The organism is uncultured Allobosea sp. (assembly GCF_945957345.1).
In the GTDB taxonomy this organism is placed as follows: domain Bacteria; phylum Pseudomonadota; class Alphaproteobacteria; order Rhizobiales; family Beijerinckiaceae; genus Allobosea.
Genome location: NZ_CAMFKW010000008.1, coordinates 1 through 17,809 on the forward strand (window position 1 = coordinate 1; position 17,809 = coordinate 17,809).

General features: G+C 66.0%; 12 protein-coding genes and 2 pseudogenes. 5 read left to right on the forward strand and 9 right to left on the reverse strand.

Going from position 1 to position 17,809, the window contains the following annotated elements:
- A pseudogene (locus Q0Q36_RS05740) lies at positions 1–726 on the reverse strand (hypothetical protein); the annotation flags it as partial.
- 460 nt (positions 727–1,186) lie between these two features.
- Between Q0Q36_RS05740 and Q0Q36_RS05745 the strand changes: the two are divergent.
- From Q0Q36_RS05745 to Q0Q36_RS05760, 4 genes are all read left to right on the forward strand, one after another.
- On the forward strand, positions 1,187–2,371 hold the full coding sequence (locus Q0Q36_RS05745) for a MalY/PatB family protein (protein WP_293796290.1): 1,185 nt from the start codon (positions 1,187–1,189) through the stop codon (positions 2,369–2,371).
- A gap of 98 nt (positions 2,372–2,469) precedes the next feature.
- Complete coding sequence (locus Q0Q36_RS05750) at positions 2,470–3,486, forward strand: amino acid ABC transporter substrate-binding protein (RefSeq protein WP_293796291.1); 1,017 nt, start codon at positions 2,470–2,472, stop codon at positions 3,484–3,486.
- Positions 3,487–3,668: 182 nt separating this feature from the next.
- Positions 3,669–6,017, forward strand: a complete 2,349-nt coding sequence (locus Q0Q36_RS05755; RefSeq protein ID WP_293796292.1) for a molybdopterin guanine dinucleotide-containing S/N-oxide reductase — start codon at positions 3,669–3,671, stop codon at positions 6,015–6,017.
- 106 nt (positions 6,018–6,123) lie between these two features.
- The gene (locus Q0Q36_RS05760; protein ID WP_293796294.1) at positions 6,124–7,404 is read left to right on the forward strand and encodes an FAD-binding oxidoreductase; all 1,281 of its coding nucleotides are present in this window, start codon (positions 6,124–6,126) and stop codon (positions 7,402–7,404) included.
- Positions 7,405–7,587: 183 nt separating this feature from the next.
- On the opposite strand, the gene Q0Q36_RS05765 is transcribed toward Q0Q36_RS05760, so the two are convergent.
- From Q0Q36_RS05765 to Q0Q36_RS05795, 7 genes and pseudogenes are all read right to left on the reverse strand, one after another.
- Entirely contained in the window at positions 7,588–8,124 is a 537-nt protein-coding gene (locus Q0Q36_RS05765; RefSeq protein ID WP_293796295.1) for a chromate transporter, read from the reverse strand.
- Between the two features lie 8 nt (positions 8,125–8,132).
- Entirely contained in the window at positions 8,133–8,681 is a 549-nt protein-coding gene (locus Q0Q36_RS05770; RefSeq protein WP_293796296.1) for a chromate transporter, read from the reverse strand.
- A gap of 356 nt (positions 8,682–9,037) precedes the next feature.
- A pseudogene (locus tag Q0Q36_RS05775) lies at positions 9,038–9,835 on the reverse strand (endonuclease/exonuclease/phosphatase family protein); the annotation flags it as partial.
- 89 nt (positions 9,836–9,924) lie between these two features.
- Positions 9,925–11,370 carry a phospholipase D-like domain-containing protein gene (locus Q0Q36_RS05780; RefSeq protein WP_293796297.1) on the reverse strand — a complete coding sequence of 482 codons (1,446 nt, stop codon included), beginning with the start codon at positions 11,368–11,370 and terminating at the stop codon, positions 9,925–9,927.
- Positions 11,371–11,408: 38 nt separating this feature from the next.
- Positions 11,409–12,680: an MFS transporter gene (locus Q0Q36_RS05785; RefSeq protein ID WP_293796298.1), complete on the reverse strand. Its 1,272-nt coding sequence runs from the start codon at positions 12,678–12,680 to the stop codon at positions 11,409–11,411.
- The gene (locus Q0Q36_RS05790; RefSeq protein WP_293796299.1) at positions 12,677–13,054 is read right to left on the reverse strand and encodes a hypothetical protein; all 378 of its coding nucleotides are present in this window, start codon (positions 13,052–13,054) and stop codon (positions 12,677–12,679) included. Before Q0Q36_RS05790 ends, Q0Q36_RS05785 begins: the two co-directional genes overlap by 4 nt.
- A 15-nt stretch (positions 13,055–13,069) precedes the next feature.
- On the reverse strand, positions 13,070–15,337 hold the full coding sequence (locus Q0Q36_RS05795; protein ID WP_293796300.1) for a TonB-dependent receptor: 2,268 nt from the start codon (positions 15,335–15,337) through the stop codon (positions 13,070–13,072).
- Between the two features lie 265 nt (positions 15,338–15,602).
- On the opposite strand from Q0Q36_RS05795, the gene Q0Q36_RS05800 reads away from it, so the two are divergent.
- Entirely contained in the window at positions 15,603–16,613 is a 1,011-nt protein-coding gene (locus Q0Q36_RS05800; RefSeq protein ID WP_293796301.1) for a helix-turn-helix transcriptional regulator, read from the forward strand.
- Positions 16,614–16,863: 250 nt separating this feature from the next.
- Here Q0Q36_RS05800 and Q0Q36_RS05805 read toward each other — a convergent pair whose 3' ends face one another.
- On the reverse strand, positions 16,864–17,679 hold the full coding sequence (locus Q0Q36_RS05805; RefSeq protein ID WP_293796303.1) for an NAD(P)-dependent oxidoreductase: 816 nt from the start codon (positions 17,677–17,679) through the stop codon (positions 16,864–16,866).
- Between the last annotated feature and the right edge of the window lie 130 nt (positions 17,680–17,809).

Below are 17,809 nucleotides of genomic sequence, written 5' to 3' on the forward strand. Positions count from 1 at the left end.
TGGCCTGCTTTTACTCCGCCACGATGGCCTGGAATCCGACCGCCGTTGACAGGCGACATCGATCAAGCTTTCGAGCTCGGCCGTCCGGGCCGTCAACTGCTCGATCCGGCCCAGCCTGAAGGCCTCGGCCTGCCGGTCGAGATCGGTCTCCGCGGCTTGCGCGGCGGCGAGCTTGGTGTTCAGCGTCTCCCGTTGGCTCGCCAGCTTGGCGAGCGCCTGTTCCAGTTCGTCGAGCCGGCCGCGATCGGCTCGTGCGTTGACGATGCGGAGCAGGGTCGAGCCTTGCGGGAGAGCGTCGGAAGCGGCCAGTTCCGCCGGTGACGCGACGACCTCTCCCGCGATCGGCGAGCGCAGCGTCATCAGGCGCGCATTGACGACAGCTTCGACACTGGATGTCTGGAGCAGCGTACGCAACGGTACCAGTCCGAAGGTGGCGACAACGGCTGCTCCCAGCAAAACCTTGCTCACCCGCCGGACGGTGGGCGTCAGTACAGGACGCTTGACCGTCTGGGGCACGACGGTTTCGGTCTCGGGCTTGGACACGCCGCCGTCGACATATTGTTTCAGCCGGCTTTGCAGCGCACGCGCGTCCTCAGGTTGCGGGCGGCTGGCTGTGGCTGCCGGAGAAGCCCCCTGGTGAAGCTCGGCTGAAGCCAAATCAGACTTCGCGTCGCCTGTTGTGAGTTCCGCGTCGGATTTCTCGGGCTGCAGAGCTTGATGGGCCATTTTTTACGTCCCGGTTGTCGAACGGAACGATTGGCCAGAGCGATTTCCCAAGGCTTAAACGGGCGGGAGCCAGAGGGATAAGTCAAGAACAGCGGAAACAAACGATGAAGCGAAGGTATTAAACTGTCGATACGAAAGATTTACGCTGTCGCCTCTGATGTCCGTGCCGAAATGGCCGATGTCGCCCAGGCGAGGTCGGCTTTCTAAATCGGCCAGCCGGTGAGGGGGCATCGGTGCAGCTCGTTTTGAAGCGCGGATAAGAAATTCAGATAGGCTCGCAATCATCTGCGGGCGGTCAGTCACCGAAGCATCTCCACATGATCTGATTGCGTCGTCTCGTCTCCGTTTGCTCTGCGGCAAATGCACTTCTCGTTCTCCCGGGTTGCATCCGGCAGATGCTGTGTTCTCCCGTCGGACCTGCTAGGGGAAGGATATTCTCCGTGTTAGCCGGCAGGGTCTCATGCAGCTTTCTCACAATTTCGACGAGCGGATCGATCGCCGCGGCACCCATTCGGCCAAATGGGACAAGATGGAAACCGTCTATGGCGTGCCGGCCGATGGCGGCATCGCGATGTGGGTCGCGGATATGGATTTCCGCCCGCCGGCCTGCGTGCAGAGCGCTCTCGATGGCATGAATGCCCACGGCGTCTACGGCTATTTCGGCGATGACCGCGCCTATCTCGCCGCGATCCGCTGGTGGATGTCGAACCGGCATGGCTGGGAGGTCGAGCCTGCCTCGGTCTTCACGACGCATGGCCTCGTCAACGGCACGGCGCTCTGCGTCGAGGCCTATACCAAGCCGGGCGACGGCGTCGTCCTGATGACCCCGGTCTACCATGCCTTCGCGCGCATCGTGACCGCGTCGGGCCGCCAGGTCGTCGAATGCCCGCTGGCGCAGGAGCATGGACGCTACGTCCTCGACATCCCTGCCTGGGATGCCGCGATGACCGGCAAGGAGCGCATGCTGATCCTCTGCTCGCCGCATAATCCGGGCGGGCGCGTCTGGACCCGCGACGAGCTCCGCGCGATCGCCGATTTCTGCAAGCGCCACGACCTCATCCTTGTCTCGGACGAGATCCACCACGACCTCGTCATGCCCGGCCAGAAGCACACGGTGATGCCGGTCGCCGCGCCCGAGATCATGGACCGCCTGGTCATGATGACGGCGACGACCAAGACCTTCAACATCGCCGGTGCCCATATCGGCAACGTCATCATCCCCGACGAGCGGCTGCGCGAACTCTTCCGCGGGCGCATGGATGCGCTCGGCATCTCCCCGAACTCCTTCGGCATGGCGATGGCCACCGCCGCCTACAGCCCCGAGGGCGCGGCCTGGGTCGATGCGCTCAACCTCTATCTCGACGGCAACCGCCGCATCTTCGATGCCGGAGTCGATGCGATCCCCGGCGTTCGTTCGATGCCGCTGGAATCGACCTATCTCGCCTGGGCGGATTTCTCGGGGACGGGGATGGAGCCGGCCGAGTTCACCGCGCGCATCGAGAAGCAGGCGAAGATCGCCGTCAATCACGGCCCGACCTTCGGCAAGGGCGGCGAGAGCTTCCTGCGCTTCAACCTGGCGACGCCGCGCTGTGTCGTCGAGGAAGCCGTCGCGCGCCTGAAGCTGGCTTTCGCGGATCTGCAATAGGCGGGGCCGCCGCCTCGGCAGGGAAAGGCCTGCGCTGCCGATTGACGGGAGCCGGGCCGCGTGGAACATCGTCGGCACTATTGTAATATGGGGATGGAATGATGAAGCTTACCCTGGCGCTTGCCGCTGCTGTCGTTTGCGCCGTTTCGGTTTCGGCGGAAGCGCAGACCTTGAAGACCATCCAGTCGCGTGGCGTCCTGAATTGCGGGACCGGCGCGAATCTCGCGGGCTTCGCCGTTCCCGACGCGAATGGCGTCCTAACCGGCATCAATGCCGATTATTGCCGAGCGCTCGCTGCGGCGGTCTTCGGCGACAAGTCCAAGGTCAAGTTCATCCAGCTGCCGTCGAAGGACCGGATCACCGCGCTGCAGTCGGGCGAGACCGATCTCATCGCCGCGACCACGACATGGACCATGAGCCGCGACACAACGCTCGGCCAGAACTTCCGTCCGATCTACTACTATGACGGCCAGGGCTTCATGGTGAAGAAGTCGATGAACATCAAATCGGCGAAGGAGCTCAGCGGCGCCTCGATCTGCATCCAGCAGGGCACCACGACAGAACTCAATACGGCGGACTATTTCCGCAAGAACAACATGAAGTTCGAGCCGGTGACCTTCGCCACCAACAACGAGGCGACCGAGGCCTATGAGAGCGGCCGCTGCGACGCCTTCACCACCGATGCGTCCGGCCTCTATTCCGAGCGCATGCGCTTCAAGTCGCCGGGCGACCACATCGTCCTGCCGGAAACGATCTCGAAGGAGCCCCTGGGCTACGTCACCCGCCACGGCGACGACCAGTGGTTCGATATCGTCACTTGGGTCCATTTCGCGCAGATCACGGCCGAGGAGCTCGGCGTGACCCAGGCCAATGTCGACGAGATGCGCGAGAAGTCGGACAATCCTGAGATCAAGCGCCTGCTCGGCAAGGAAGGCACTTTCGGCGAGGGGCTCGGCCTCAAGAACGATTGGGCCTATAACGCCATCAAGGCCGTCGGCAACTACGGCGAGATGTTCGAGCGCAATCTCGGCGGGGGCTCGTTGCTCAAGATCGCGCGCGGCCAGAACGCGCTGTGGAGCAATGGTGGCCTGATGTACGCGGCGCCGATCCGTTAAGCGCGGCACGGTCCGTCGACTGACATGCAGAAGGGCCCGGCTGCGACAAGCAGCCGGGCCCTTCTGCATTCCGTCCCGCGCGTTACGCCTGCCGGCAATCCGCCAGAACCCCTTGCGATCCGCAGCGGACAGGCGGATTGAGGGGAGAGGCTGTTCGAGTCCGAAAGATGAGGGTGAAGGCGATGGCGGCTCCGATCGTTCCGGCAAGCGAAGCTGTGACGGAAAGCGAGGCTTTTCGCCCGCATACCTCGCATTGGGGCGTGTTCTCGGCCCGCATGAAAGGCGGGGAGCTCGAAGTCCGCCCGCATCCGGTCGATCCCGACCCCAACGAAATCATCCAGAATTTCCCGGCGGCCCTGCGCCATCGCGCCCGCATTGCCCAGCCAATGGTCCGTCGCGGCTGGCTGGAGAATGGCCCCGGCCCCGACAGCCGCCGCGGCAGCGACGACTATGTGCCGATGTCCTGGTCAGCGGTGCTCGATAAGCTCGCCGCCGAACTGCGCCGCGTGCGTGACGATCACGGCCCCGGCGCCATCTTCGGCGGCTCCTACGGCTGGGCCAGCGCCGGCCGCTTCCACCACGCCCAGAGCCAGATCCACCGCTTCCTCAACACCTCGACCGGTGGCTATGTGAAGTCGGTCAACAGCTATTCCTCGGGCGCCTCCTCCGTCCTCGTGCCGCATATCATCGGCGATTACGAGGATCTGGTGAAGCGCAACGTCTCCTGGGAGCAGATCGCCGATCACAGCGAGATCGTGCTCGCCTTCGGCGGCATGGCCCTGAAGAACAGCATGGTCGCAGGCGGCGGCACCAGCCGCCATGTCGAGCGCGGCGCGATGGAGCGGGCGCAGGAGCGCGGCTGCGAGTTCGTCCTGGTCAGCCCGCTGCGCAGCGACCTGCCTGCCGAGGCCAGCGCCGAATGGGTAGCCAACGTTCCCGGCAGCGATACCGCGCTGATGCTGGCGCTGGTCCATACGCTCGTCGTCAACGGCCTGCATGACCGCGCCTTCCTCGACCGCTACACCGTCGGCTGGCCGGTCTTCGAGCGCTATCTGCTTGGCGAGACCGACGGGCAGCCCAAGGATGCTGCCTGGGCCGCTCCGATCGCCGGCATGCCCACCGACGAGATCGAGGCGCTGGCGAAGCGGCTGCATGGCAAGCGTGCGCTCGTTGTCGTGGCCCATGCCCTGCAGCGCGCCGCCCATGGCGAGCAGCCGGTCTGGATGGGCATGGTGCTCGCGGCGGCGCTCGGCCAGATCGGCCTGCCCGGCGGCGGTTATGGCTACGGGCTCGGCGCCATCGCCTATTACGGCCGGCGCTACAATGCCGTGCCGATGCCGACCTTCTCGCAGGGCAAGAACCCGATCAGCGATTACATCCCGGTCGCGCGCATCTCAGACATGCTGCTCAACCCGGGCACGACCTATCGCTACAATGGCCAGACCCGGACCTATCCCGAGATCAAGCTGGTCTACTGGGCGGGCGGCAATCCGTTCCATCATCACCAGGACCTGAATCGCCTGCGCGAGGCCTTCGCCCGCATCGATACGCTGGTCGTGCACGAGCTCGCCTGGACCGCGACGGCCCGCCATGCCGATATCGTGCTGCCCTGCACGATGACGCTGGAGCGCGAGGATATCGGCGGCAATCCCAACGACCCGCTTCTGGTGCCGATGCATCCGGTGGTCGCACCCTATGGCGAGGCTCGCGACGACTACGCGATCTTCGCCGACCTTGCCGAGCGCCTCGGCACGGGCGAGGCCTTCACCGAAGGCCGTACCACCAGGCAATGGCTGGAGCATCTCTACGAGCCCACCCGCAAGGCGCTGGCGGCAAAGGGGCTCCCGGCACCGAGCTTCGCCGAGTTCTGGGCGAGCGAGGGCTTCGACCTGCCGCAGCAGCCGGACGACGGCGGCAACCTGCGCGCCTTCCGGGCCGATCCGGATGCTTCGCCGCTGCCGACGCCATCGGGCAAGCTCGAGATCTTCTCGCAGACGATCGCCGGCTTCGGCGAGGCCGATTGCCCCGGCCATCCGACCTGGCTCGGCGCCAGCAACGTGCCGGATGACGCGAACCCTTACGTGCTCGTCGCCAACCAGCCGCGCACCCGGCTGCACAGCCAGTTCGATTTCGGCGGCCATAGCAGCGAGGGCAAGCTCCGCGGCCGCGAGGTCGCGCGCATGCACCCGGAAGATGCTGCGGCGCGCGGCCTCGTCGATGGCGACATCATCCGTATCTCGAACGAGCGCGGGGCTTGTCTTGCCGGCGTCATCATCACCGACGGTATCCGCAAGGGCGTCGTGCAATTGCCGACCGGTGCCTGGTACGACCCGGTCGATCCGACCGAGGACAAGCCGCTCTGCGTCCACGGCAATCCGAACGTCCTGACCCGCGATATCGGCACCTCGGCGCTGGCGCAGGGCTGCACCGGGCAGCTCACGACGGTCCAGGTCATGCGCTTCGACGGCAACCTGCCGCCGATCCAGGCCTTCGATCCGCCGGGTTCGCGTACGGCCGAAGCCGCCGAATAAGCCGTTCCGATACAGGAACCCGCGATCCGCCGCTCCGGAAACCGGCGGCGGATCGCGTGAGAGCCGTTACGCCCGACTATCCGCTGCCTGTCCTTCGCGAGACCGCATGTCCTCCTCCTATATCGATACCTATTATCGCCGCACGCTCGCGACGCAGGAGAGCTATCCGCCGGCCGAAGGCACGCTGAAGACGGATATCTGCATCGTCGGTGGCGGCCTCGCCGGCCTGACCGCCGCGCTCGATCTGGCTCGCGCCGGGCGCTCCGTCCTGCTGTTGGAGGCCGAACGCGTCGCCTGGGGCGCCTCAGGCCGCAATGGCGGCTTCGTCAGCCCGGGCTATGCGACCTCGCTCGCTGCGATCGAGCGTCAGACCAACCGCGACCATGCCGACGAGCTCTATCGCCTGACGATGGAGGGGGTGGAGATCGTCCGCGGCAATATCGAAAGCCTTGCCATCACCGAAGCCGCGCCGTCGCCGGGCATCATGAAGGTTGTCCGCTATGACGGCGGCGCCGGGCTGCAAGTGGTGCGCGACACGCAGGAGAAGCGCTTCGGTCGGAAGCTCCGCTATCTCGGCCGCGACGAGACGCGCGCGCTGCTCAATTCGCCGAAATACCACGCCTCGCTGACGGCCGACGATTCCTTCCATTTCCACCCGCTGAACTATGCCCGCGCGCTCGCCCGCGAGATTGTCCGGCTCGGCGGCAAGATCCACGAGGGCTCATCGGTCGTCTCCTGCGAGCTCGACGGCGCGGTGAAGCGCCTGAAGACCGCCAAGGCGACGATCGAGGCCGATCAGGTGCTGTTCACGACCGGCGGCTATACCGGCTCCGTGCTGCCGGCGCTGCGCCGGGCCTATATCCCGATCGCGACCTATGTGCTGCTGACCGAAGCCGCGCCCGATCTGATCCGCTCGGCGATCCGCATCGGCACCGGCGTCGGCGACGACCGTCGCGCGGGCGACTACTATCGCACCGTCGAAGGCGGCTCGCGCATCCTCTGGGGCGGGCGCATTACCACGCGCACGACCGAGCCGAGCGACGTCGCCGCGATCCTGCGCCACGAGATGGTCACGACCTATCCGCAGCTCGCCGAGCTCAAGATCGAGACCGCGTGGTCGGGCCTGATGTCCTATGCCCGCCACCTCATGCCGCAGATCGGCCAGTATCGGCCGGGCGTCTGGTATTGCACGGCCTTCGGCGGACACGGCATGAACACCACCGCGATCGGCGGCACCGTCATCGCGGAGGCGATCCGCGGCGCCAGCGACCGTTACAAGCTGTTCGCGCCCTTCGGCCTGGTCTGGAATGGTGGCCCCTTCGGCACGGCAGCGGTCCAAATGACCTATTGGAGCTATCAGGCGGCCGACCTGATCCGGGGGCGATAAGCCTTCGATCGCCGCAGCGTCGCACCCACGTTGTCATTCCGGGGCGCGCCGCAGGCGCGAGCCCGGAGCCCACGACTGGGTGAGACTCTTGATGCCGGGCTGCCAGCCGCTCGCCCGGTCGTAGGTTCCGGGTTCTTCGCTGCGCGAAGCCCCGGAATGACAACGTGCGGTGGTTCCAGTCGGTTAGATCAGCGCCAGCAGGTGCAGTCCGACGAAACAGCCGGCCCCGCCAGCGATCAGCAGCAGCGGGTTGACCGGCGTCAGCATCAGCAGGGCCGTCGAGACGAGCGCGATGCTCCGGCCGAGCCACCCGCTGTCGAGGGACTGGATCAGCACGTAGCTTGCCGCCAGGATCATGCCCGCCGCGACCGGCCGTAAGCCCTTTTCGAGGGCGCGCAGCGGGCGGGCGCCCTCGTAGCGCGACCAGATATGGGCAACGCCGTAGATCAGGAAGGCGGTCGGCCCGAAGATGCCGACGGTTGCGGCGAGCGCGCCCCAGAAGCCTGCGATTTGCCAGCCGATCAGCGTCGCCAGCAGCGAGCCCGGCCCGGGCGCCAGGCGCGCGATCGCGAAGGCGTCGACGAATTGCGAGGCGCTCATCCACTGATGCAGATCGACGATCTGGCGGTGCATGTCGGCGATGGCGCTCTGACCGCCGCCGATGGTCACCAGCGAGAGTGGCAGGAAGACGAGGAGGATGCTGAAAGGTAGCGACGGCATCGTGTGACTCAACCGTCCCGATAGGTTACGGCGACGCTGAGCGAGCCGGCGCCGAGCACCGTCCAAAGCAGCGGCCATTTCAGGATTGCGACAGCTACGAAGGTCGCTGCCATGATTGCGAGCGGGAACGCGCGACGCGGTACCCGTCGCGCGGCGGTCAGCCCCATAGCCAGCGACAGGCCGATCGCCGCCGAGGCTGCGCCGCCGAGCGCGACATGTGTGATCTCGTAGCCGCCGAGCGAGGCGAAGAGGCTGCCGATCAGGACGATGACGAAGGCGGCGGGCACGACGATGCCGAGCCAGGAAGCGATGGCGCCGCTGCGCCCGCCGAGCTTGTAGCCGATCCAGATCGCCATGTTGGTGACGTTGACGCCGGGCAGGGCCTGCGCGACCGAAAGCCCGTTGAGGAAGTCCTCCTCGCTCATCAGGCGCCGCCGCTGGACGAATTCCCGGAGCATCCAGCCGCTCAGGCCGCCGCCGAAGCTGGTCAGCCCGATCCGCGCGAAGATCAGGAAGAGTTGCAGCGCGCTCGGGCGCTCGGCGAAGGCATCCGGCATCTGATTCTGCGTCCTGAGACGGCTGACGAATTCAGAAAGCAGGCTTCACGGGAATTGACCAGCACCGAAGCGCATTGCCGGCATGAAGCCATGCTTTGATCGTCGGCAAATCTGAGCGGTCTTCAGCGGGAGGGCGCGTCCGGGCGTCGCAAGGTGCGCCTGACAGCACGTTTCAGCTGGTCGCCGGCCTTGCGCACGAGTTCGCGATTGCCACGCTCGCGCCCGTTGCCGGGCGGCATCGCGGGGAGCGGCAAGGAGGATTCCTTGTCACGCGCCGCTGTGGAACCGGAGGATGCAGCCTCGGCCGGAATGAGCACGAAATCGGGGCCGCTCACCGGCAGCGCTGCCAAGGCCGGATCGACGAAGGCCTTGATCGGCAGATGGTCGGAGGCGACGCGCGCCAGTGGCGTGTCGTGAACCGCGACCGCCGACAGGATTTCCGGGCGGTTGGCGATGATCCGATCCAGCGCCAGCAGAGGTAGCCCGGCCGGGAAGCTCGGCACCGGCACCGGCATCTTGCCGAAGGCCGCATCGAGCGCGCTTAGCGCCGAGCGGCCGCCGAGGCGCCATTCGTTGAGGTCGCCGAGCAGGAGGGTGGGGCGCTCGTCCCGGCTACGCATCAATTCGATGATCATGCGGGCCTGTTGCGAGCGCGAGCGCCTGAGCAGACCGAGATGCGCCGCGACGATGCGCAATGCCGCGCCGCTTTCCAGGTCGATATCGACCACCAGCGCGCCGCGTGGCTCCAGCCCCGGCAACGTGACCTGATGGACATCGCGAACGAGCCCCTGCCGGAACAGCACGACATTGCCATGCCAGCCATGAGCCGCGGCATTGGCGCTTGCGACCGGAACCGGGACGAGCCCGGTTTCTTCCTTCAGCCGGGCGAGATCGAGCAGGCCGTGGCGGGCGCCGAAGCGCTTGTCGGCCTCCTGCAGGGCGATGACGTCAGGCGCGATCTCGCGGATGACATGCCCGATCCGGCCGGGATCGAAGCGGCCGTCGACGCCGACGCATTTATGGACGTTGTAGGATGCGACCAGCGTACCGCCGGCGCGGCCGTCCGCGCCCGCCGGCGCGGTGCCGGTGCGGTTCTTGCGCTGGCGCAGCGAGGCGATGATGCTGGCGGGCAGGCTCTGGTTCTTCTTCTGCATCGCTCCGCCGGCTCGTGCTCCGGACCCGCTCTCATCGAACGGGTTGACGGCTTAGGCGCCTGTGGCGTCAGGGAGATGACCGTGCCGGCTCACAGATAGGGCGAGCCAAGCCAGATCAACCTGTCGATCAGACGCATGACATAGGGCCGGGCGCGCAGGCCGGCAAGCGTAACCGGGCTCGCGCTCGCCATCACCGTCTCGATCCGACGCTCGATCTCGCGGGTGAAACCGTGATCGAGAACTTCGAGATCGATCTCGAAATTCAGGCGCAGCGAGCGCGGGTCGAGATTGGAGGAGCCGACATAGGCCCAGCTGCCGTCGACGGCGAGGAGCTTGGAATGGTCGAACGCCCCGGTGGAGCGCCAGATTCGGCAGTAATTCTTGAGGATCTGGTCGAATTGCGCAGTCATCGCGCGGTCGACCAGCACGAGATTGTTGACCGAAGGCACGACGATGTCGATGGCGACGCCGCGCCGTGCCGCGGTGACGAGCGCGCTGATCAGTTCCTGGTCGGGCAGGAAATACGGTGACATGATTTTCACGGAATCGCGCGCGACCGACAGCGCGCCCATCAAGAGCTTGTGATTGGTTTCGAGATAGGCATCGGGCCCCGAGGGCACCGCGCGCGCCAGCACCGGCATGCCGCTGCGCGCGCCAATCGGAATCTCCCAGGCGGGGCCAGCGAGCGCCTCTCCGGTGGCAAAGCACCAGTCCTCGGCGGCCACTGCGAAGAGATCGGCGACGACCGGGCCTTCGACCTTGAAATGCGTGTCATGGGCGAAGGCGTCGCCGGCGAATTCGCGGGTAAAGCCCTCGCGGATGTTCATGCCGCCCATGAAGCCGACGATGCCGTCTACGACGATGATCTTCCGGTGCGTCCTGAGATTGGCATAGGGCAGCCTCAGCCCCACGATGATGTTGCCGTTGAAGACGCTGACGGCGACCCCACCCTCGCGCAGATGCCCGGCGATGCTGGGTACGGAATAGCGTGCGCCTACCGCATCGATGAGCACGCGCACCGCAATGCCGCGCTTATGGGCCGCGATCAGGGCATCGGCGATGCGCAGGCCAATCGGGTCGCGGTCGAAGATGTAGCTTTCCAGGATGATGCTGCGCTCGGCCGCCGCGATGGCCGCGAGCATCGCGGCATAGGCCTCGTCGCCGGTCTCCAGTACGTCGATGCGGTTGCCGGTGGTCAGTGGATGGCGGGCGACGCGGTCGCCGAGCGTCTTGAGCGCGAGGAAGCGCCGGCCGAAATGCGTCTCGACCGCCTCGTCCTCGACATGGAAATCGGCCGCCGCCATGCCGTGGCCCGGCCGCTGGGCCAGGATCGAGGCGCGGCGAATGCGATTGATCCCGGCGATGGCGTAGAGCAGCGGTCCGACGATCGGCGAGAGAATGATGACGCCGACCCAGCCAATGGCGGCGCGCACCTCGTCCTTCGTCATCACCGCATGCGCGCCGGCGACCGTCGACGTCACGATGGTGATGACGGCGAGGATATGCGGCCAATAGGTCGAGAGAATCCCCCACATGCGGCTGAGGCTAACCCGCGGTGGCGCGATCCGCTATCTCAACCGGATTTGGCCGCCCCGCTGCTCTGCGGATGCATGATCTTCGCCTGTGCGAGCATCTTGACCGTCGCGATCACGGCGATGGCGGAGATCGCGGTCGCCAGCGAGAACAGAACGCCGTAGCCCATCGCGTCGGCGAGCTTGCCGGCCAGCATCGAGCCAGCGAGATAGACCAGCAATTGCGCGCAGGCGAGGATGGTGAAGTTGGTGCCGGGCTGGGCCGAGGTCGTCACCGCCATGAACAGCGAATAGAGCGCGACGATCTCCATGTAGCGGATCAGCGTCTGGAAGCCGGCGGCGCCGAACAGCGGCCAGACGCCGACGACGACCCCGAGCGCATGCGCCGCGAAGAGCGCGAAGCAGATCGTCCGCATGCCTCCCAGCAAGGCGAGTACGAAGGACAGCCCCTGCCGCTTCACCATCCAGGCGGCGATCGCCGAGCCCGCAAGCCCCGCCGTCGTCGCCGAGAGGCCGGAGAGATAGCCGATCTGGTCGAGCGGGATACCGGCATCGACCAGGTAGGAGCCCTCCATTGCCTTCACGAGCCCCTCGCTCGCCCGATAGGTCAGGGCGATCCAGAGGATCTGGCGTGCTTCCGGGCGATCCAGGAAGGCGCGAATCGACGGGCGCGGCGCAGGAGCGGCGCCCGGCACGGGATCATCCTCGCGCATCATTGCAGCCGCGATCAGGGGCAGGAGCGAGATCGCGGCGATGGTCACCAGCATCCCGGTCCAGCCGATATGGTGGTAGAGTACGAGCCCGAGCGTGCCGCCGATCACCACGCCGAAGGCGACCGAGCCACCCTGGATGGCATTGCCGACGGCACGGTCTTCTTCGGGCAGGTATTTCGCGGCATAGCCGTCCGTCGCGATGTCCTGCGTCGAGATCAGCAGCGAGGCGACGAAGCCGATCGCGATGATCGCGTTGACCTCGGTCGGCCCGACCATGATCAGGGCGAGAATGGCGAGGATCGTCAGGCTCTGGGTGATCAAGACCCAGCCGGCCCGATGCGCCCGCGCGAAGGGGCGGATGCGGTCGACCCAGGGCGCCCAGAGGAATTTCAGGACGAGCGGCAGCAGCAGGATGCTCATCGCGCCGATGGCGGTGCGGGAGACGCCGAGCTCGCGCATGATCGGCGGCAGCGCCGCGACGAAGAGATAGGACGGGATCGCCTGCGCCAGATACAAGCCGCCCAGCACGGCGAAGAGCCGATAGCGCTGGCTCGGTGCGAGCGCGGCCGATGGGCAAGCGGGCTCGATGACGCTGCTCATGACTTGGCCCCGTTATACTGGCTGAGCAGGAAGGCGCGCCCGATCGCCTCCTCGCGCTCGGCGACGATCGGGAAGGGCCAAAGCCGGCGGAAAGTCTCCGCCGTCTTCTCGCTGGCATCGGGCCGCACGATCGCGCAGGCGCGGCAGGCGCGCGAAACCCGGTCCCGCGTCGCCTTGAACCAGAGCGCCTGCTCGCGCTCGCCCGCCTGCGAGAGGGCCCGCCCGCCGCCGAAGATCGTCAGCAGCGTATAGGGCTCCTCGCGCTGGCCGATCTGATGGAGCGCGTCGAGATAGGCGCGCTCGTCCTCCGGCTGATAGGGCGGCATGAAGCGCAGCGTCACCACAGCGTCCGCGTCGATCTGAAGGCTGACCATGACTGGGAATGCGTCTCAGAAGGTCTTGCGGAAGCCGACGGTCATCGTGCGGCCCCAACCGTAGTTCGGCAGATTGCGGACCGAGGTCGCGGTCGGGTTCTGGTAAGCACGGTCGAACAGGTTGTTGACCGCGACATAGGCCTCGCCCTCCCAGACCGGCGCGGTGAGTGCGACGTTCATCGTCGCCGCACCCTTCAGCTTGTAGCGGGTGCCACGCAGGTCGATCGCGACGTCGCGGTCCGAGAAGGCCTCGCCCTCGACGCGCAGCTGCATGCCGTTCACGAAGCGGTAGCTGCCATAGAGCATCCCGCGCCACGGCGAACCGATACGATTGTTCGGCAGGTTGCTGTCGAGCTTGCCGTCGCCATTGGTGTCGTAGCGGCCCTCGCGATAGGACAGGACCGTGCCCATGGTGAAGGCGTCGGTGATTGTGACGTCGCCGGTCGCCTCGACGCCCCAGATCCGCTCCTTCTGCTGCGACATGGTGTTGGTGACGGAATCGAAGGTGACGCCGTCGTCGGAGGTGCTGATGAAGCCGGTCAGCGAGCCCTTGAAGCGGTCATAGCTGCCGCGGATGCCGAGCTCGTAATTGTTCACGATCTGCGCCTTCGGCGCGATCGCCGAATAGCTCACCGTCTGCCGGTTTGCCGGCAGGCAGTTCGGAAGCTGGACGGGGCAGGCATATTGCGTCGAGATGCCGGCGCGGCGGGTGAAGGCTCCGACATCCGGCAGCGCGAAACCCTGCGAGAAGCCGCCGAAAATCTCGCTCGTTTCGGAAAGCTTGATCGTCGCGCCGAGATTGGCGGTCACTGCCGAATAGTCGAAATCGCCGCCGACCACCCGCAGAGCCGGCAGCACGAAGGCCTGGTAGCCCTGCGCATTGTTGGCGGCGACGGCAGCGTAAGCCGCCGGGCGGGTATAGTCGCTGACCGAGAGCGAGAAATGCTCGTAGCGCAGGCCGCCGCGCAGCACGACGCGCTCGCCGATCGGGATCTGAAGCTGGCCGAAGCCGGCGGCCGTCGTCTGCTTCAGCGGCGTGAAGACATTCTGCCCATTGGTCAGGGTCTGCCAGGTCTTCTCCTGGATCAGGTCGCCGCCCCAGGTCAGCTTGGCGCCGGGCAGGATGCGGTCGAGCGGGGTGTCGACCGTGACGTTCAGGCCGCCGCGCTGCGAATAGAGCGTGGTCTGGTTGTCCCGGCTCGTCGGCGAGAGCGGGTTGAACGAGTAGTAGACCTGCGAATTGTAGGGGTAGGAAAAGGTCGAGTAATTGAAGCGCTTCTTGATGTCGTTGTAGTAGCCGAGCACGCTGAGCTTGCCGAGCGCGAAATCGGCGTCGCTATAGCGCAGCGACACGGACTTGGTATCCTCCAGCACGCTCTGGCCGTTATAGAGCTGCGTCCGATCCGGCCGCGCGAAGGGCGCGGCGTAGTTGGTGAGGTATTTCGGGTCCTGGTCGAAGCCGATCCAGGAGGCGTTGAACTCGATGCGCTTGCCCCCGGCGAAATCGTAGCCGAGCTTGGCAAGCAAGTTGCCCGCCTTGTAGCGGTCGCCGCCGCCCTGGCCGAGCAGGCCGTCGGAGGGCAGTTCGCGGCCGGCGCCGTCATAGGTGCGGCCTGCGCCGCGGATCTGGCCGGAGAACAGGTAGTCGATCCCGTCAGGCACCTTGCCGGAGACCGTGACCGAGGCTTCCGGCGCCAGCGAGCGGCCGATATTCTGGGTGAAGCCGCGGATCGCGGTATTGACCGTGACGCGCGGCTTGCCCTCGGCCGCCTTCTTCGTGATGAAATTGACCGTGCCGCCGGTGGCACCCGCGCCATAGAGGCTGGAGGCGCCGGCAACGAGCTCGATCCGCTCCACCGTGGTGAGGTCGATCAGCGAAAGGATGCGCGAGACATCGCGCAGCGGCGTGTTCATCGGCACGCCGTCGATCATCACCAGGAGGTCGCGGCCGCGATAGTTCTCCGAGGCGCTGGAGACCGTCTGCGTCGACATCGAATAGCCCGGCACCAGCTTGCCGAGCGCGGCAGCGGCATTCGGGCTGAACTTGAGCTGCTGCTCGATCTCCGTCCGGTCGATGACCTGGATGGATTGCGGCGTCTCGGCCGAGCTGCGTTCGGCGCGGGCGGCGGTCACCGTGATCGTGTCGAGATCGATCGTGGTCGGCGCGGTTGCTGTGCGGCCCGATGCGGCAGAGCTGCCGGACTGTGGCGAAACCTGCGCGACCGCCATCGAGGAGGCGAGGAGGGCCACGAGGCTGGTGGCGAGGCTGATCGGTCTGGTCATGGTTCTACCTGGTGGCGCCGGCAGCGGCTCTGCTCATGTCTTGGGCAGGGTGTCGTTGCCGTTCTGGTGGTTGTTTACTTGGTTTGTTTCAGAATTCGCTCTTTAGAATTATAGTAAGGTGGTTCGATTTCATCGTGGATTTGGTCTTTCGTGGCCGTCGAGATCAATTTCAGTTGTTGCTGTAATGATGTTTCTGCGTTCTAAGCTTGGACATCAGCGAACGCGTTATAGGACTGAGACGAATCCAGTGTCGAAAACGGGAGATGTGGCTGTCGCGACACGCCCCGGACGGGAGACGGTTGCAGAAACGCGGAATTTCGTGCCGTTCTGGCTGGTCTCTGCCGATGTCGGTCGCGACGAGGCGAGCACGCTGTCGCGGCGCATCCTCGGACGCACCGTTGCCCGCGAAGCCGCGGCGCCGGACCTGCCTCTGCCCTTCGCAGCCCGCTGCATCCTGACGACGCGCCCCGATATCGGCCTGCGCTCCTGTTTCGCTCCGGCGGCGCACTGGGTTTGGTCGCGGAGCGGGGGCGGAGGGGGCGTGCGCTACATCCTCGTCCGGCCGGCCGAGGGGCGCGTCGTGATCCGCCAGGGTGACAGGCGCATCGCCTTGCGGGCCCGCGAGGCGGCGGCGCTGGCCCTCGATCAGTCGACCGAGTTCGTCCTGGCTCAGCCCGGCCGCATCGACGTGATCGAGCTCGACCCGGCCCTGCTGCCGTTATTGGCTAAGGAGGGGGCCGCGCTGATGCAGGCCATTCCGCGCTCGAACCCGGGCTTGCAGGCGCTGGCACATTACGGCGCGCTTCTGCTGCGCGGTCTGCTGCCTTTGAACTCGGCCGAGCTGCAGGCCCTCGCCAGGGCCCATGTCCATGATCTCATCGGCGCAGCGCTCATGGATCGCGAGTCGGCGGCACCGGCCGCAACGGCCGACCGGCGGGCCGGCCGCCTCGCCGCGATCAAGGCCGATATCGAAGCCCGGTTGGAGCGGCGCGAACTCGGCGTCGAGATGATCGCGAACTTGCATGGCGTCAGCGCCCGCGTCGTCCAGAAGCTGTTCGAGACGGAGGGCCGGACCTTTTCCGACTATGTGCTGGAGCGCCGGCTCGACCGTGCCTGGCATCGCCTCGTCACGGCCGAGGCTGCGACCCTGACCATCAGCGCTGTCGCCTATGAAGTCGGTTTCGGCGATCTCTCCTATTTCAACCGCTGCTTCCGCAAGCGCTTCGGCCGCCCGCCCTCGCAGATCAAGGCGCAGGCCGTCAGCGGCGAGGCCTGAGAGTCCGTTGGGAACTCAGCTCTCATCCAATCATCTTCGGCTGCTGGAGCCTATTGGCAACATCCCGCCGGCCGAAGCCGAGCAACGCCATTTTCGATGCTGGACGAGCCAGCAATCGCAGCCAGACGCAAACCGAACGGCCTCCGGCAAAACCGGCGCGGTTCATGCGGTCCATGCGAGTGATCATCCCAGAGGACAGAAATAGCCCCGCTTCGCCGGATGAGGCGAGCCGTTTGGCGCAGGATGGTCTTCAGGCTTTCGCCTCGTCATCCGGATGGGGCATTTCGCAGAACTTTCCGCCGAGATAGCGCCCTGCGGGCGACAGCGGATCCAGGGCCGGGGAGCTCGTTTCGACCTTTGCTCGAAACGGCTCCGAACTGTCTTGCGGGTGATAGCCGAGATGGACAGCACCGCCATTATCCACCGCCTTCACCGCGTTGTCGGAGGTGCCGAAGGCGATCGTGTGCCCGACGAAGGGCGCGGTCAGCGCCGCCGTGACGAGCCGCACGCAATCAGCAAAGGACAGATAGGACCAGAGCATCCGGCGATCGGCGGGCTCGGGAAATGACGAGAAGATGCGCAGGCATGCGGTCTCGATGCCGTACTTGTCCCAGTAGAGCCGGCTGAGGCTCTCCACGAAAGTCTTACCGACGCCATAGAGGCAATCGGGCCGGACCGGCGCATCGACCGGAATATGCGCTCCGATCTCATGGAAGCCGATCGCGTGGACGGACGAGGCGTAGATGACGCGCTTGATCCCATGTTTCCGCGCGCCCTCGTAGATGTGATAGGAGCCGCGGATACTGGAGTCGAGGATAACCTGCCATTCGCGTTCGGTCGGTGCTCCCCCGAAATGGACGATGGCATCGCAGCCTTCCGTCGCTGCGATCGTCGCCTCCATGTCGGCGAGATCGAAGATCGCCTCTTCCTCATGTGCGGCGAGCGTGCCGAGCGGCTCGCGATCGGCCAGGCGTATCACCTGTGCGAGCGGTGCAAGGCCGTTACGAAGCTGCGTGCCCAGGCGTCCGGCTGCGCCGGTGATCAGGATGCGGTTGTAGTGGGGCATGCAATCCTCGTTTCAAACGGCCGCATCGCGATGATGCGGCCGTGCTCAGGCCATCAGCATCCAAGGGCGCAATGAGGCATCGACCGGCAATGCTGGCAAGCGGCTGTGCTGCCCTGCACAAGCCACATGC

What these genes read in the sequence shown, in the direction of transcription:
- Q0Q36_RS05785 (WP_293796298.1), bottom strand. Translation starts at nt 12,680, where the DNA reads ATGAGCAGCGTCATCGAGCCCGCTTGCCCATCGGCCGCGCTCGCACCG.
- Q0Q36_RS05770 (WP_293796296.1), bottom strand. Translation starts at nt 8,681, where the DNA reads ATGCCGGATGCCTTCGCCGAGCGCCCGAGCGCGCTGCAACTCTTCCTG.
- Q0Q36_RS05755 (WP_293796292.1), top strand. Translation starts at nt 3,669, where the DNA reads ATGGCGGCTCCGATCGTTCCGGCAAGCGAAGCTGTGACGGAAAGCGAG.
- Q0Q36_RS05745 (WP_293796290.1), top strand. Translation starts at nt 1,187, where the DNA reads ATGCAGCTTTCTCACAATTTCGACGAGCGGATCGATCGCCGCGGCACC.
- Q0Q36_RS05790 (WP_293796299.1), bottom strand. Translation starts at nt 13,054, where the DNA reads ATGGTCAGCCTTCAGATCGACGCGGACGCTGTGGTGACGCTGCGCTTC.
- Q0Q36_RS05780 (WP_293796297.1), bottom strand. Translation starts at nt 11,370, where the DNA reads ATGTGGGGGATTCTCTCGACCTATTGGCCGCATATCCTCGCCGTCATC.
- Q0Q36_RS05795 (WP_293796300.1), bottom strand. Translation starts at nt 15,337, where the DNA reads ATGACCAGACCGATCAGCCTCGCCACCAGCCTCGTGGCCCTCCTCGCC.
- Q0Q36_RS05760 (WP_293796294.1), top strand. Translation starts at nt 6,124, where the DNA reads ATGTCCTCCTCCTATATCGATACCTATTATCGCCGCACGCTCGCGACG.
- Q0Q36_RS05750 (WP_293796291.1), top strand. Translation starts at nt 2,470, where the DNA reads ATGATGAAGCTTACCCTGGCGCTTGCCGCTGCTGTCGTTTGCGCCGTT.
- Q0Q36_RS05805 (WP_293796303.1), bottom strand. Translation starts at nt 17,679, where the DNA reads ATGCCCCACTACAACCGCATCCTGATCACCGGCGCAGCCGGACGCCTG.
- Q0Q36_RS05765 (WP_293796295.1), bottom strand. Translation starts at nt 8,124, where the DNA reads ATGCCGTCGCTACCTTTCAGCATCCTCCTCGTCTTCCTGCCACTCTCG.